The 16008-nt window shown below is 37.5% G+C and carries 12 protein-coding genes; 3 read left to right on the top strand and 9 right to left on the bottom strand.

Features of this window, described 5'->3' with window-relative positions:
* Positions 1 to 319: 319 nt before the first annotated feature.
* The gene (locus K412_RS0107095; protein ID WP_024832455.1) at positions 320 to 2287 is read right to left on the bottom strand and encodes a methyltransferase domain-containing protein; all 1968 of its coding nucleotides are present in this window, start codon (positions 2285 to 2287) and stop codon (positions 320 to 322) included.
* 195 nt (positions 2288 to 2482) lie between these two features.
* Here K412_RS0107095 and K412_RS0107100 point away from each other — a divergent pair, with 195 nt between their 5' ends.
* Together K412_RS0107100 and K412_RS0107105 are read left to right on the top strand one after the other, a co-directional pair.
* Positions 2483 to 4786 carry an NTTRR-F1 domain gene (locus tag K412_RS0107100; protein WP_024832456.1) on the top strand — a complete coding sequence of 768 codons (2304 nt, stop codon included), beginning with the start codon at positions 2483 to 2485 and terminating at the stop codon, positions 4784 to 4786.
* A 129-nt stretch (positions 4787 to 4915) separates the two neighbouring features.
* Positions 4916 to 6004: a glycosyltransferase gene (locus tag K412_RS0107105; protein ID WP_024832457.1), complete on the top strand. Its 1089-nt coding sequence runs from the start codon at positions 4916 to 4918 to the stop codon at positions 6002 to 6004.
* 62 nt (positions 6005 to 6066) lie between these two features.
* Here K412_RS0107105 and K412_RS0107110 read toward each other — a convergent pair whose 3' ends face one another.
* From K412_RS0107110 to K412_RS0107145, 8 genes are all read right to left on the bottom strand, one after another.
* Entirely contained in the window at positions 6067 to 6984 is a 918-nt protein-coding gene (locus tag K412_RS0107110) for an aldo/keto reductase (protein WP_024832458.1), read from the bottom strand.
* Positions 6985 to 7141: 157 nt separating this feature from the next.
* Entirely contained in the window at positions 7142 to 8437 is a 1296-nt protein-coding gene (locus tag K412_RS0107115; protein ID WP_024832459.1) for a hexokinase family protein, read from the bottom strand.
* Positions 8438 to 8506: 69 nt separating this feature from the next.
* A complete protein-coding gene (locus K412_RS20580; RefSeq protein ID WP_034847285.1) occupies positions 8507 to 9346 on the bottom strand; it encodes a hypothetical protein in 840 nt (279 codons plus the stop codon).
* Between the two features lie 98 nt (positions 9347 to 9444).
* A complete protein-coding gene (locus tag K412_RS0107125; RefSeq protein ID WP_024832460.1) occupies positions 9445 to 10227 on the bottom strand; it encodes an N-acetylmuramoyl-L-alanine amidase family protein in 783 nt (260 codons plus the stop codon).
* Between the two features lie 185 nt (positions 10228 to 10412).
* A complete protein-coding gene (locus tag K412_RS0107130; protein WP_024832461.1) occupies positions 10413 to 12659 on the bottom strand; it encodes a methyl-accepting chemotaxis protein in 2247 nt (748 codons plus the stop codon).
* Positions 12660 to 13068: 409 nt separating this feature from the next.
* Entirely contained in the window at positions 13069 to 13761 is a 693-nt protein-coding gene (locus K412_RS0107135) for a GTP pyrophosphokinase (protein WP_024832462.1), read from the bottom strand.
* 138 nt (positions 13762 to 13899) lie between these two features.
* Positions 13900 to 14139 (bottom strand): zinc ribbon domain-containing protein, encoded by a 240-nt coding sequence (locus K412_RS0107140; protein WP_024832463.1) that lies wholly within the window; start codon positions 14137 to 14139, stop codon positions 13900 to 13902.
* A 2-nt stretch (positions 14140 to 14141) separates the two neighbouring features.
* Positions 14142 to 14750 (bottom strand): TetR/AcrR family transcriptional regulator, encoded by a 609-nt coding sequence (locus K412_RS0107145; RefSeq protein WP_024832464.1) that lies wholly within the window; start codon positions 14748 to 14750, stop codon positions 14142 to 14144.
* 267 nt (positions 14751 to 15017) lie between these two features.
* Here K412_RS0107145 and K412_RS0107150 point away from each other — a divergent pair, with 267 nt between their 5' ends.
* Positions 15018 to 15989, top strand: a complete 972-nt coding sequence (locus tag K412_RS0107150) for an alpha/beta hydrolase (RefSeq protein ID WP_024832465.1) — start codon at positions 15018 to 15020, stop codon at positions 15987 to 15989.
* Positions 15990 to 16008: the final 19 nt, after the last annotated feature.

The following is a 16008-nucleotide window of genomic DNA, read 5'->3' on the forward strand; positions in this document are numbered from 1 at the left end:
GGGTTTTCATGATATACTAGGTTATTGCTAAATTATTTCTTTTCTTTCTTAACCAGTACTTAGAGTATAAATTGTATCAATGATTGCTTCCAAGATATTTGCAAGAGTTTATATCGGCTCATCCTTGGATATTTTACCGTCGCTCACATTCATCGTCCTTGATTCATAGTATCGCTAAAAATTACATCGTGTAATTTTTCCGGTAAAATATCCTTGCTTCGCCGGTAAACATCTGCAAATATCTATAACCAAGCTTCTATTGATACAATTTATACTCGCACACAGGTTAGTAAAAAACTAATTTGCAACAACCTCCTCCCTATTTTTCACAAACTGCAATCATGTTGTTTGCAGTTTTCTTCATTCCTTTTTCTACCTTAAATTTCTCTACTGAATAGAATTCTACCGAATCAAATACCTTGTTCAATATTGTGCTGAATTCTTCAAATTCATATTCTTTTATATGAAAAGGATTATGAACATTTCTTCTCATTGCCTTGTTTGGTGTAGATATAATAAATTTTCCCGATTTTTTCAAAACCCTATAGGCTTCTTCTACATACTTAATTGTCATTTCAGCAGGTAAATGTTCAAATACTTCAAATGATACATATATATCAAATTCCCCGGTATCATAAGGCAAACAAGTGACATCCCCTCTATTCCAATGTATGTTTGACTGTCTGTATGCCTGATTTGCAAATCTTATATTATCCTCTGCTATATCTATTGCCTCCACGCTTCTGCATATCCTTGAAAAGTATGCGGCTCCGTAGCCAAAACCACATGGAGCCTCAAGCACTCTGCTTTCTTTATTCATGTAACCTGCGGCAAAAGTATACCTCTCGGCAATTCTAAGATACACATTTATGGGGAGAAATTGTGAAGCCGGTATTCCTCTTTCCCACATATATGCAAGATAATTCTGCTCCACATCTGCTTTAATTTCCGGGTCAGATATAAAACCTGCAATATTGTTCTTATACACAACATCTTTTTTTATAATATCACTTGCTATTAATAGAATTTCATCAGAATTTTTGCTGTTTCTAATCTGCTCAGGGAGTATATACTCTTTATTGTACAAGTCATACCAGATACTATTTATAATCAATTTTTTATTCTGACTATTATTTAAAATAAACTCAATTAATTCATATCTGTTAAATCTTTCTCTTTTACCTATGATTGCTTTAGCAGTAGTAAAATCAAAAGAGTCGAAATCATTAGTTTCATAGGAGATAAACTCATTCATCTTGTCATGTATATACTCAAAGGTGGAATTATCCTCCTTCTCTGAAAATTCACGCCTTAATTTTTGATTTTGATTTACTTGCTTTTTAATTTTTATTGAAATATTTTCTAGTAATGATACTGTTGATTTAAGCTGCATATCTAGTGAATAATTATCAACAACAAAATCCCTGTATTCACCAGAATTATATTCATTATCTCTAATTGTAAAAACAGCCTCACTAATCGTGTTCCACAAATATTTATTAGGATAAATCTCTGATGCACCTACAAAGTTATGTATAACCGGCTTTATACCTTTAGCCATTGCTTGCATTACGCTCATATTCTGTGATTCTAGTACGCTAGTGCATAATATGTAATTTTTATCTTCCAACCATTTATCCAGATTCTTTTGCCAGCCTTCAAAATAATAGTTCTTTTCTAATCCAAACTCAGCTACCATTTGTTTGAAGTACAATGAATACCTAGGGTCTTGAAACTGACCGGCAATGTAAAACTTATACCGATTATCACTATCATATAGTGCTTTAAAGACCTGTAGAAGCAACATTGGTCCTTTTTTGTAATTAATATATCCCGCATAAGCGATATTAAATCCTTGGTTTCTATTTTCAAAGTTGAAATGTGCTAAATCTACTCCATTTGGTATAACCGTTGTAATTTTTTCATCTATTCCGAAAGTATTAATAGCGTATCTACGTATTGTTTCTGATACGAATATGAGGCTATCTACACAAGCCCAATTAACCCTTGCCGGATAATTTGTAAATGCCTCATAACTGTGAAGTCTGCAAATTATTTTCTTTTCCTTTGCAATATCAAGTCTGCTGGCATATACTAATAGTTCGTCACACCATTCAAACCAGCAAATATCAGCCCATTTCATCCATTCTTCCAACTTTTCCATGTGCAGCATATTGATAGTTATTCTCTTAATCTCGTAATACGCTGAAAGTTTATTAGCTATATCCTCAATGAATTTATCATCACCCTTTGAAAATATAACCAGTTTTGCATTTTTATCTTCCATAAATACCTCAAGTATTATAAATATATCTATTACTATTTATATGCTAAATACATATTACACATAACGTCACTTTTTAATGTTTTTTGTTAACATAAGGAACAAATTCTGCTATATACCCATATACTGTAACGTAGCATACTAAATATTTAAAGTATGTCTATCATCAAGACTTTTAAGGAGGTGACAAAATTAAAAATGGCTACTAATGTTATTATAAATGGCGGTTTCGAAACAGGAACTTTTCCTCCCTGGAATTTGTTCAGTGCAGTAGTAACTTCCGACTTCAGTCATTCAGGTACTTTTTCTGCTGAGCTGCTTGATGGAGGTGTAACCTCTACTATTTATCAGATAATTGAAGGCGATTTTACTCAGCCTTACGAATTCTCCGCTTTTCTAGCGAAAGTAGGAGCATTGCCAAATCCACTTACTACTATTACAATAGCTTATTTTGATGCTAACTTTAATTATTTGGGACTTGGTCTCGTCATTAGTATCCCGCAAGGTACCCTTCCTGATGCTACGCTTAATAACTGGCAAGAATTCACTGGTACAACAACCCCTGCACCAGCCGGAACAGTGCTTGCGATTGTATCTATAAGTAAACAGGGCGAACCAAATACCACTAATGTAGCTGTAGATGACGTATCTTTGATGTCTTCTACAGAACCTACTGGGCCGACCGGACCTACTGGGCCGACTGGACCTACTGGGCCGACCGGTGCCACTGGTGCTACGGGTGCTACTGGTGCTACTGGACCGACCGGCGCTACTGGTGCTACCGGACCTACCGGCGCTACAGGCGCTACAGGACCAACCGGCGCTACAGGCGCTACAGGACCAACCGGTGCTACGGGTGCTACCGGACCAACGGGTGCTACTGGCGTAACAGGACCTACTGGGCCGACTGGACCTACTGGGCCGACCGGACCTACTGGGCCGACTGGACCTACTGGGCCGACCGGTGCCACTGGTGCTACCGGACCTACTGGTGCAACAGGCGCTACGGGTGCTACTGGACCGACCGGTGCTACTGGTGCCACAGGTGCTACCGGTGCCACAGGGCCGACGGGTGCTACCGGCGCGACGGGTGCTACTGGTGCCACGGGTGCTACTGGTGCCACGGGTGCTACCGGACCAACCGGCGCAACAGGACCTACTGGCGCTACTGGACCTACCGGTGCTACGGGTGCTACCGGACCTACTGGTGCAACAGGCGCTACTGGTGCTACCGGCGCGACTGGCGCTACCGGACCTACTGGTGCTACAGGTGCTACCGGACCTACTGGTGCTACCGGACCTACTGGTGCAACAGGCGCTACGGGTGCTACTGGACCGACCGGTGCAACAGGCGCTACCGGACCTACTGGTGCAACAGGTGCTACCGGCGCGACTGGCGCTACCGGACCGACTGGCGCTACCGGACCTACTGGGCCGACCGGACCTACTGGGCCGACTGGACCTACTGGGCCGACCGGTGCCACTGGTGCTACCGGACCTACTGGTGCAACAGGCGCTACGGGTGCTACTGGACCGACCGGTGCTACTGGTGCCACAGGTGCTACCGGTGCCACGGGTGCTACTGGTGCCACGGGTGCTACCGGACCAACCGGCGCAACAGGACCTACTGGCGCTACTGGACCTACCGGTGCTACGGGTGCTACCGGACCAACCGGCGCTACTGGCGTAACAGGACCTACTGGTGCAACAGGACCTACTGGTGCTACTGGACCGACCGGTGCTACGGGTGCTACTGGCGCTACAGGTGCAACAGGACCAACCGGTGCTACGGGTGCTACCGGCGCGACGGGTGCTACTGGTGCCACGGGTGCTACTGGTGCCACGGGTGCTACCGGACCAACCGGCGCAACAGGACCTACTGGCGCTACTGGACCTACCGGTGCAACAGGCGCTACCGGACCTACTGGTGCAACAGGCGCTACGGGACCTACTGGTGCAACAGGTGCTACCGGCGCGACTGGCGCTACCGGACCTACTGGTGCAACAGGCGCTACGGGTGTTACTGGACCGACCGGTGCAACAGGCGCTACTGGACCTACTGGTGCTACCGGTGTTACTGGACCTACTGGACCAACCGGACCTACACCAGCTTTGTTCTTTAATGAATCATCTGGTCCGGTATCCCTTTTACCGTCAGGTAACGAAATAACCTTGGTATCGGTAATAGTTCCAGCTACAACAGGTGGAGAAGAAATTAAAGTTGACTATACCACAACTATAAATGCAACTGCATCAGCTATAGGAGTTTTTGATTTTGAAATCAGATTGTACAGAGATTCTACACTTATTGATACCAGAACATTCAGCAATTCTGTATTACAAGTTGGAACTCAATCTATGCAATTGGCAAGCACACAGGTGGATACTGCACCGGCTGCAGGTAACATCACTTATTCTGTAAGAGTTTTTGTAACAACAGCTACGTTGATTTCTGCAGCTACAGCAGACAATAGTGATATTAATGCTATTGTATTCCCATAGTGTTGTATTTTTGCGTTAGGATACCCTTTGGGGTATCCTAATCTTTTACTTATTACACCATAAAACAAATAGACAATATATTGGTTTAACTGAATATAATATTGTAAACATATTGGAAAGGATTGAAAAATGATAAGTATTAGTCTGTGTATGATTGTAAAAAATGAGGAAGAAACCCTTGCACGATGTCTGGACACAGTAAAAGATATAGTAGATGAAATTAACATCGTTGACACAGGTTCAACCGACAAGACAAAGGAAATAGCCTCCAGATATACCGACCGCATTTTTGATTTTCCCTGGACCAACAGCTTTGCGGATGCACGGAATGAGTCATATAAGTATGCAACAAAGGACTATATCCTATACCTGGATGCAGATGATGTAATCTTAGAGGCTGATCAGGTGAAATTTAAAGAGCTGAAGGAAACTCTTGACCCCTCCGTAGACTCAGTATCAATGTACTATGATGCCGGAACGGACGAATTTGGTAACGTCACTTTAAGATATAGACGTAATCGTCTTGTTAAGCGAGAGAAAAATTTTCGATGGTATGGAGATTGCCATAACTATATACAAGTCAGCGGAAAAATTATTAATTCAGAAATAGCAATAACACATAAAAAGATACGTCATTCAGTAGGGCGTACCGTATCCATATTTGAAACAAAAAAACAGCGTGGGGATGTCTTTAGTGCCAGAGACTACTTCTATTACGGAAACGAGCTAAGGGAAAACGGCCGGTACCAAGAAGCTATAGATAGTTATAACCAAAATCTTGCATTGAAAGAGGGCTGGGTAGAAGACAAGATTTTTGCCTGTATATTCAAAGGTGACTGCTATAGATATTTAAATGATAAAGATAATGAGCTAACGGCTTTATTTCAATCATTTAATTTTGCACCACCGCGGGCAGAAGCTTGCTGCCGTATTGGATATAATTTCCATAAGAGACGACAGTACAAAACGGCTATTTTCTGGTATGAGCTTGCAGCACAACAAGTTCCTGATCCTGACAGGTGGAGCTTTATATATATGGCATATTACACCTGGTATCCACATTTACAGCTATGCGTATGTTACTACAATATAGGGGATATGCAAAAGGCCTATGAACATAATGAAGCTGCTGCAAAGTACAGGCCGTCAGACTCCAGCGTTTTGTACAACAAAGAACTTTTTGCAAAAATGATAGATGAAGGCAGAATAAAGCCATAAGCTAAAACAGCTGTTGCCGATACTGCAACAGCTGTTTCACTTATATTTATTATTGTTTAGTTTTATGGGAGCTTATTCCCTGCCGCTAAGTATATCTCATACCACTCCTGCCTTGTAAGCTCAATTGTAGATGCCTTGCAAATGTCCTTGAGTCGGGATACATTGGTTGTACCTACAATGGGCTGCATTTTGGCCGGATGCCTCAAAAGCCATGCAATAGCTATCGCTGTATTTGCAACGCCTTTTTTCTCTGCCAATTCATCAATTTTTTTATTAAGTTCAGGAAATTTCTCATTATTCAGAAATACTCCCTCAAAAAAACCGAACTGGAAAGGTGACCATGGTTGGATTGTAATGTCATTGAGCCTGCAATAGTCCAGTATACTCCCATCTCTGTCAATAGAGCCTTCCACTTTCATATTTACATTAATTCCCGAATCTATCATTCCAGTATTTGTAATACTAAGCTGTAACTGATTGATAATAATTTTCTGATTAAGATATTTCTTCAGCAGCTCAATCTGCATGGGGTTCTGATTGCTTACTCCAAAGTTTCTTACTTTTCCACTACTTTGAAGAATTGAAAAGGCCTCAGCAACCTCTTCTGGTTCAACAAGTGCATCTGGACGGTGTAGTAGCAGAACATCTATATAGTCAGTCTGCAAACGTTTTAGGCTTCCGTCAACAGCTTCTAGAATATGCTCCTTGGAAAAATCAAAATACCCTTGCCTTATGCCACATTTAGTCTGAATTATAAACTTCTCCCTTATGCCTGGTCGCATATCAACTGCCTGTGCAAACATTTCTTCTGATTTTCCGCCGCCATAGATATCAGCATGGTCAAAAAAATCTATTCCCTCTTCCAAAGCCGTATTAATAAGGTTGGCCGCATCTTTTTTAGACATCTCGCTTATTCTCATGCAACCTAAAGATATTTCAGAAGCAGTAAGTGCTCCGTTTCCAATGCTAATTCTTCTCATTAAATCATCCTCCTGATTTATTAAAGCAATAACTGAATTCTACACCTTAAAGTAAACTTTAAGTCAATACTGCTATTGTGTACAAAAAAATAGCCGTCCAAACCTGTTTTCTTATTGGCTTTGAGCAGCTACTTTAAAATTCTCAAATTGATATGAATTATTGTGTTACTGCAAAGGCAGCAGCTATTGCAGCACCTAACCCTGAACCGTCCTTTACCAGCTTTATTTCAATATTAGAAGCATCTTCACCAAGGGCTTCTTTAAATGCTTCCTCCATTAGCTTAGGAGCATTAGGCATTTTTTCATAAATAGTTCCATCTATTGCAATTACATGCTTATTTTTTACAGAAGTGCCACTGTTTTCCTGATGGAACAATATTCCCATATGGGACACCGCCACAAGCCTAACTGTTCTTTTTAGTATAGCCTCAGATATCTTCTTTATTACCTCTGCATCTTCCAATGTACATTTATATTGTTCCTTTGTATTAGCTGGATACAGAATAAAGTTCTCAACCATCAGTGCATTAAAACTCTGATTAAAGAATGCATCTGTATCGACACCTTCCGAAGTAAAGATTGCTTTGTTTTTATATAAATCCTGACAAACCTCTTTTAAGAGACTTCCCATATAGTAACCTGAAACCATTTTTTCAAGCAACTGTGCTCCTGGTATCTGACTGTTTTTATCTATTATCTCATCATACTTTGTTACAGGAAGTCCCACATTGTAGTTACCAGATTCAATATTTACAATCATCTTTTGACCATTAAGAGGGTGGTTATTTTCCAGATAACATGTATTATGACCTGTCCCCATAATGGAGCCAATATCTGCTGTCTGATAACTATACATGGCAACCAGCAAGGTACCTACAGTATCATTCAGTATTGCAACCGGCTTAACATTTATGTTTTTTGCCTTCAATGCCTGTTCCAGCAGCTTATTTATATTCTGACCCTCAACTCCAGAGGTTGTTATTTCTTTGGTCCACTGAATAAGATAAGCATCATTTATTCCTTCCTGCCTGCATGGGAATGAAAATGTATTCCCAAGATACAAAGTTTCATCAGGTTCAATCAACTTGCCTATACATTCCGCCATAAATCCGAAGAGCTGCTTTTCATCGGAATCTGACTTTGTAAGGTCATAATTTTTTTCTTTATTTATGAGCTTCTCTTTTATTTCAGACACTTTTTCAAAATTTCCGTTGCTTATCTTATACTTTGTACATCTAAAGTTAGTACCACCCATGTCTATGGTCATAAAAGTGCCTTGTTCTTTTCCGGTAGGTTTTCCAATATATGAAGGAAGCATTTTAAGGCAGGTTTTTTCGCCTTTCAGGCTTTTTTCCATAGTTTCCTTAAACAGTGTTGCTATACGCAGCATATTTTCTCTGTCAACCTCAAAATCATTAATAACATCTTGTATTATTTCAGATTTGAACCCCATTACACACCTCTCAAATGAAAATTTTAATTATTAAACTGATTGTATTTTAACTCTTAAATCCAGTCAAGCTTAAATTACTCCATTTATATATGACATTGCCTTAAGAAGTTCATCTGTCTTCTCATTTTGATAAAATAACTCAAAGGTTTTCTTTGTGGAAAACATATATTTCATTAACATTCCTTTATCTGTGGATTCAAGAGACACACTTTTTACTGAATTTAAAGGTATAAATATTAAATCTCCGCAGATATCCTTATCGTCCATTGGTTCATACTTTTCCTTAAAAACTACTATCTCATTATTACTTACAATCGAATAGTGAGTTTGAGTAATGATTTTCCTGAATATTGACCAGTATCTGTCATAGACTCTCCTTTGATAGAGTTCTAATACAGATATTTGGTGCTTAAATAATGCTTCAGTTGTTAAAACTTTGCCTATATATTCAGGTTCATAGCTAGCGTATTCACTCAATTTAGCTACTTCTTCAGAGGTTCTCCCCTTTGTTATAAACTCCCGAACTTCCTTTACAATTCGGTTAATAATTTCTTCTGCAAAAGAATCAAAGAATATCCTTTCCCTGCCTTCCTCCTTATAGTAAATATTCAGACAAACAGGCTTGGGAAGGCCTTCTATAACTATGTAATTGATATCGTTATATTCAATGGAGTATTTTGAAATTCTCCCGTTTACTTTTTTTAAAACAACTATTTTATTTTCATATAATAATAAAATTTTCTCAAATACACTATGTTTATCGTTTGTAAGCGAGGAACATATTATTATGTTAACAGGGCTGAGTTCAGCTTGCAACAGGGTATCATAATATTCCTCGTATTCATTTTTAAGAAGTTCTATATCATTTTCAATAAAGTCTTTTGCATTTGACCCATCGGTACAAAACATATCTTCACTCCTTTTACATCTGGGATAAAAAATTCCCCATACCCATAAGTATAATTGTACAAAAATATATAATATTTGTAAAACAAAAAAATATGTCTTTATTTCTCCTTTACATATTTAATAAGTCCCTCTGTTATACCAGTTACCATTTTGTTCTGATATTCTTCAGTATTAAGAAGCTTATCTTCCTCTGGGTTAGTCATAAATCCCATTTCTAGAAGAATTACAGGTACCTTTGACCAATTAAACCCTGTCAATTCTGATGTCTCTTGGATACCTCTTGATTTGGCTTTTGTGTAATCTATTACTCCTGCCAGAACAAGTTCCCCTGCTTTTCTACTGTTTTCCAGAAGCTCTGTATCCTTTATATACTTATTCCCGGGTATCATCATTAGTACTCCAGACACACTGCTGTCATTTGTACCATTCCCATGTATACGTATAGTAAGGTCCACTTTCGCGGAATTCCAGAATTCTGCACGTTCTACATTTGTGAGGTCACATTCCTCAGTTTCCCTAACCATGACTACTTTTGCTCCATTTTGCTCCAAGGATTTTCTAAGCTTTTTAGCTACCGTAAGGTTAAGACTTGCTTCCGATACTCCTGTAGCAACTCCCATTGTACCACTTGCAATTGCAGCTTTTTGAATTTCAACTCCGGGAGCTATGGGCTCAGTTTTCTTATTTGGTTTTGAAACTTTGCCATGTCCTGGGTCAATGCAAATAGAAAAACCTTTTAGCGGAGTACTGTTAACAGTCTGAATCTCTTTATTTTTTTGCTGTGTAGAATTCTGATTTATGTGAATATAATTAGTAACTCCATATCCGAAAAGTACAGAAACTGCAAGGGCTATTACGTATATTTTAATATTTTTCTTCATATAAAACTCCTTGTTATTTTTTTATATAATAGTAGTTTCTGTATTTTTACCTTATTTTATTATATAAAATCAAATAATACTCTTACTTTCATCTCAGCAAGTAAGACAATTAAGAATTTTATCCTCTCATTAACAAAGGGTCAACCACTTATGTGATTGACCCTTTTAAGTTATAAACTTTAAATTTACTCTGTCTTGAATTTAGAAATCTGGCTTCTTAAATCAACTGACAGATCATTAAGAGTCCTAGCATGATTTGCCAAATCCTCTGCTGATGCCATCTGCTCCTGGGTGCTGGCTGAGATTTCTTCAGTAGTAGCTGCCGATTCTTCAGCCACTGCAGAAATATTTTCCATAGCTTCCATTACTTTTTCCTTTGAAACCATTATATTCTCAACGGATTTTTCAGTTCTTTCAATATTTTCTATAACTTCATCCATAGCACTGAAAACAGTTTTAAACAATTCCTGAGTATTATTTACTGCAAGTATCTGTTCACTGACAACTTCATTTGATTTAAATACCTCCTGCACAGTATCGTTTGTTTTTTTCTCAATATCCGCAATAATACTGTTGATACTTCCGGTAAACTCTTTTGACTGGTCAGCAAGTTTTTTAACTTCGTTTGCTACAACCGCAAAACCTTTACCTGCCTCACCTGCACGTGCAGCTTCAATAGCGGCATTAAGTGACAGAAGGTTTGTTTGCTCAGATATATTGACCATCATTTTTAGTATTTTTTGTATTTCCTTCATGCTGGAACTTAAATCATTAATATTTTCTGAAACTTTAGCTGTAGTATTACTTACCTGGCTTGACTTAGTGTTAAGTTCCTTGATAGTAGCAGTTGCAGTTTCGTTCAGCCCGCTGATTTCACGTGCAATTGATGTAACCTTAGCCACATCCTCTCCAACATATTCAATTCCTTGAGCCAGCTTGTCCATGTAACTTACACTTTCATTTATCTCTTCTGCCTGATCTGTAGAACCCTTTGCAATTTGCTCTATTGTTAGAGCTACTTGTTCTGAAGAACTATAAGCCGCTTCAGAGGCAGTCGCTATCTTCTGTGCGGAGTTAAGTACGCCTTGAGAGGAAGTTCTTACGCTTGCTACAAGCTTGTTTATATTGGTTATCATTTCATTAAAGTTATGACATACATCTGATATTTCATCGTTTTCATTGTCATTTATAGTGCCTGTCAAATCGCCTTCTTTTGCTTTTTTCATAGCAGCTGTGACCTTTTCCAACGGTGTTGAAACACTTCTTGCTATTACAATACACAGAAGTATAGCTATCAAGAAGCAAATAATTCCAATTATTACTGTCTTGTTTCTAAGACTGTTCGCTTCTTTGTTTAAATATGAATAAGGTACAACTGATGCAAGATACCAATCTTTACTTCCTAGCTTTGTATACGTAATTAAACTTTTACTTCCGCCAATCTTTAAATCAATATGTCCTGCTTTTACATCTCCATTTGCAGCCTTGGTGATGCCAGCAGCTAGTTTTTTGGAGTCATCATTTGCATTATTTACAGGATACTTATCTTCTGCTCTGGAAGATATGATTTTACCGTTTGAATCTACAATTAAAATTGGAAAGTTCTTACCTTTGTCATCTTTTCCTGTATCCATATCTTTATAGCTGGATACAAGGAAATTTGGTTTAGGTATCAGAATTACCTTTGCAATCTCTTTACCAAAGGTAGTTGATTTTACACTACCTACAAATCCCATGTATATGCTGGTATTTAAAGTGTCAGAAACTTCGATATCAGCCCACTTCTGCTTGGTCTCCACCTGTTTTATTGCTTTTTCTTTAATTACTTCTAGACTGTTAGTTGTATATATCTGTGATTTCGAAAAGTCATCACCATATATAAAAGTACAGTTCAACACATCTGGGAAAAGGGTAAACTTGTTTCCTAAAATTGTACCCAATTCTCTGTCTTTTACTATCCTGTCATAGTCATCACCTGACGTATAATAGTTGTTAAGTAAATTTTGTACTACTGTACTCATACCAATATCATTTATGTGGCCTTCCATACTTTTTATTTGATTATTTAGTACCACACCCGTTTGCTTAATTGTCTCTAAAGAATACGTTTTAACATTGCTGTCAATTGTATTGGTTGAACTCGTATAAGAAAATATACCTGTAACCAACAGCATAACCACTAAAAGTAAATTGAAAGACATTATTAATCTATTTTTTATCTTGAACCTTCGCAGGAATATAGATTTCCCGGAAAACATGCTACCTATAGCTCTACTGGGTTTTCCAACTCTACCTACTTTTTCAGCTTTGCCGGCTTTACCAGCTTTCCCTCCCGGCCTTTTCTTTAGCAATTTTTTTACGCTTGATATCATTGTCGATATAACTGAAGAAAGAAATGATGTGACTTTCTTACCGATAGCGTTTATTTTCATATGCTTACCCCCACAATTTAAACTTGTATTACAATAATTTTAAGTCTTTTGTCTTTACTTTGAATCAGGCACCAAAATTACATAATATAATCCGTGGAAATTATTAGAGTATTCAAAAAAAGCTAAAAATATCAGAATACTCATTAATTTGTATAATTCTATCATACTTCACCCAAGGCATTTTATCAAGTACTTTAGTCATATATGAGCAAACCAAAGTTTAGGTAAGTTTATTTTTTGTCAAAAAAACACTAAATCATTTATTTTATATAATTTATGGTAACATAATAGGTAAACAAGCAGAATTATTTTCCAATTACCCAAAGTATACTCCAGCCCTGAATACTGCTCTTTCTAAAAATAATAAAGCAGCCTATGTGAGCTGCTTTAATCTAAGATAGTATCTTTTTTATAAATCATCCTTATTTAATTCTTCTATTGATTTATAAATACTTTGCATTTTAAGATCAGTTTTGGCAATGGTATCTGCACATTCCTGAAGTTCCTGTGCAACAGATAGGGGTACAGTGTCATTGGTTTTATATCTTAACTGATGCTCCAAACTAGCCCAGAAATCCATTGCCATTGTTCTTATTTGTATCTCTACAGGTACTAATTCTTTTCTGTCAGAGAAAAACACCGGTATAGATACAACCAAATGCAAGCTTCGGTAACCATTCTCCTTTGGATTCTGTATATAATCTGTTACACGAAGCAAAACAATATCATCCTGCTGTGTAAGCAATTTTGCTATCATGTATATATCATCAATGTAATAACACACAACTCTGATTCCCGCAATATCATTAAGGTTTGCTTTAGCCGACTCTAGACTTATTTCGTGTCCTTTTCTGCTTAGCTTTCCAAAAATACTTTTTATGGACTTTATACGGCTTTGCATATGATGTATGGGATTTCTTTTATGTATAACCTGGAACTCATCATCCAGAATTTCTAATTTTGTACTTATCTCACGTATAGCTGATTGGTACAAATGCTGCATCTCAAAATAACTCTTTTTAAGACTATTGACATCTTCTCCCTTAAATAATTGCTCCAGACCGTTTAAAGAACTGATAGTTGCGGTTTTTTTCATTATCATACTTAATTGAACTCTCCTTTGTATTCGATAGGTTAGTTACCTATACCGTCCTTAAGTTGTCGGACAAAAATAAATCTACTTATATTATATCGTATCAAAATTAAATATGTATGAAAAAAATATGAATATTTGAATAAACTATATGTTCTTCCACGCAGGAAGTTTCTTCATCATAGCTTCTGCTGCAGAATTGGCAGCCATTTTATCCAATCCCTGTGTTTTGATTATAAAATTTGTCAAAGAATCTAATTTCTCTTCATATGACTGCATAGTACCATCAGGCCTTGCACAAAATTTGCAATAATCTTTTGACTCATCACCTAATGCGTAATCCGAAATTTCTTGCATAGGCATTCCACATGCTATACATTTTTTCATTTTTAATCATCCTCTCTTTTATTTTTGCAAGTTACCATATCAAGGTAAAATTTAATCATTTTTTCACCACATTTTTTTAAAACAGTACCCTCCGGTGAGAATAGGTCACTGTTGGCCATATAGTAGTGGACAAGTCCAATCCACCCGTTAAAAACCATATCCTCCGGAAGTTTTTTAATACTTCCTTCCTCAACTTCCTTTTGAATTGCCTGACTAAGATGAAAGGATACAGTTGACTGAAGCATTAATAAAGTATCTCTGGCCTCTTTCGGCAGCAATCTGTTTTCTATTACCAGTCTTGTATAAAAGGGCTCAAATTCCATCAGTACTTCTATGTGAGCTTTAAGCGCCAAACTAAAACCCTTTTGACCCCCGGCAATCTCATGGAGACGTGTGTTAATTCTCTCTCCTACGTCTTCTATAACCGCTGTCAAGAGTTCTTCCTGTGTATGAAAATGTGCAAATATTGTTCCATGGGATACACCTGCTTTTCTGGCAATGTCTGCAGTACGTGTTGTTGTCAGACCATTTACAGCAAACTCATTAACCGCTGCTTCAATTATCCTTTTTCTTGTTGAATTCTTTTGTAGCTGTCTTTTATTTTCTTTCACTTAACCACTTCCATTTTAATTGAGTATTAACTCATTGACTATATACTCAGTATAATTCTTTAGGAATATATTGTCAATAGTACTGCATTACTTTGTGATAACTGGAAAGGTATGTTTATTGCACTGTTTGGGCATTTTCAGATATAATTATGTATACTAAGATTTATATTTTTTCTATGCTTTCAGAAGTATTTTGCAAGTCATAATTTAAATCACTTTGTAATAAATTTATCTGATTAATTAGTGAAGATATAGTGGGAGATATCTATGAAATATTTTGTAAAAACAAGCATTATAGTTATATTAATAGCTTTTGCTGTAGTTTTGGCTGCCGGTTTCTATTTTTATGATCTATCCGTTGCCCGTACAAAAAAAGCATTTTTAGCCGAATACATAGCCACTAAAAAGTCCGTTATGGTAAACAATGAAATTGAAATAAAAAAAGCGCCATCTGAATTCACCGATGACATAGACTGGCTTAGCAAGCAATCCTATGAGACAGTTGATATTGTATCTTACGACGGATTAAAACTAAAGGGATATTATCTTAGTGCTGAATCTCCTTCTATGAATACAGTTATATTGTCTCACGGTTATTCTTCAAAAGGTCTATGGATGGGCTTATATGCCAAACTGTATAATATGTTGGGCTATAACGTTCTTATGCCTGACGATAGGGGGCATGGCAACAGCGAAGGAAATTACATAGGATTTGGCTGGGTGGATAGGAAGGATTATTTAGAATGGATTAATTTTGTTATTAAAAAATCAGGCCCTGATACTAAGATAGTTCTTCATGGAGTTTCCATGGGAGGAGCTGCGGTTCTCATGACTAGCGGTGAAAACCTCCCCTCCAATGTAAAGGCTATTGTTTCTGACTGTGCTTATACGTCGGTAAAAGATGAACTTTCATATCAAATGAAGAGAATGTATCACCTTCCATCTTTTCCTCTGCTTAATGTCACAAGCATTATTACCAAAATAAAGGCTGGGTTTACCTTTGAGGAAGCATCAGCTCTCCAACAGGTTAAAAATAGCAAGACTCCCACACTTTTTATTCATGGAGGGAATGATGAATTCGTTCCTACCAGTATGGTAAATGAGTTGTTCGAGGCATGCCGCAGTGAAAAAGAACTTTTCATCGTTCCCGGTGCCGGTCACGGAGCCGCATTAGATACAGACCCCGATGGCTATATTGCAAAGGTTAAAGATTTTACTGAAAAATATATTAATAAGTAAATTAAGTATGTAATACACT

The sequence above is a fragment of the Ruminiclostridium josui JCM 17888 genome, assembly GCF_000526495.1.
Lineage (GTDB): Bacteria > Bacillota > Clostridia > Acetivibrionales > DSM-1351 > Ruminiclostridium > Ruminiclostridium josui.

Excerpts from the sequence above, each read along its gene's own strand:
- K412_RS0107095 (WP_024832455.1), bottom strand. The coding sequence starts at position 2,287 with ATGGAAGATAAAAATGCAAAACTGGTTATATTTTCAAAGGGTGATGAT.
- K412_RS0107100 (WP_024832456.1), top strand. The coding sequence starts at position 2,483 with ATGGCTACTAATGTTATTATAAATGGCGGTTTCGAAACAGGAACTTTT.
- K412_RS0107105 (WP_024832457.1), top strand. The coding sequence starts at position 4,916 with ATGATAAGTATTAGTCTGTGTATGATTGTAAAAAATGAGGAAGAAACC.
- K412_RS0107110 (WP_024832458.1), bottom strand. The coding sequence starts at position 6,984 with ATGAGAAGAATTAGCATTGGAAACGGAGCACTTACTGCTTCTGAAATA.
- K412_RS0107115 (WP_024832459.1), bottom strand. The coding sequence starts at position 8,437 with ATGGGGTTCAAATCTGAAATAATACAAGATGTTATTAATGATTTTGAG.
- K412_RS20580 (WP_034847285.1), bottom strand. The coding sequence starts at position 9,346 with ATGTTTTGTACCGATGGGTCAAATGCAAAAGACTTTATTGAAAATGAT.
- K412_RS0107125 (WP_024832460.1), bottom strand. The coding sequence starts at position 10,227 with ATGAAGAAAAATATTAAAATATACGTAATAGCCCTTGCAGTTTCTGTA.
- K412_RS0107130 (WP_024832461.1), bottom strand. The coding sequence starts at position 12,659 with ATGAAAATAAACGCTATCGGTAAGAAAGTCACATCATTTCTTTCTTCA.
- K412_RS0107135 (WP_024832462.1), bottom strand. The coding sequence starts at position 13,761 with ATGATAATGAAAAAAACCGCAACTATCAGTTCTTTAAACGGTCTGGAG.
- K412_RS0107140 (WP_024832463.1), bottom strand. The coding sequence starts at position 14,139 with ATGAAAAAATGTATAGCATGTGGAATGCCTATGCAAGAAATTTCGGAT.
- K412_RS0107150 (WP_024832465.1), top strand. The coding sequence starts at position 15,018 with ATGAAATATTTTGTAAAAACAAGCATTATAGTTATATTAATAGCTTTT.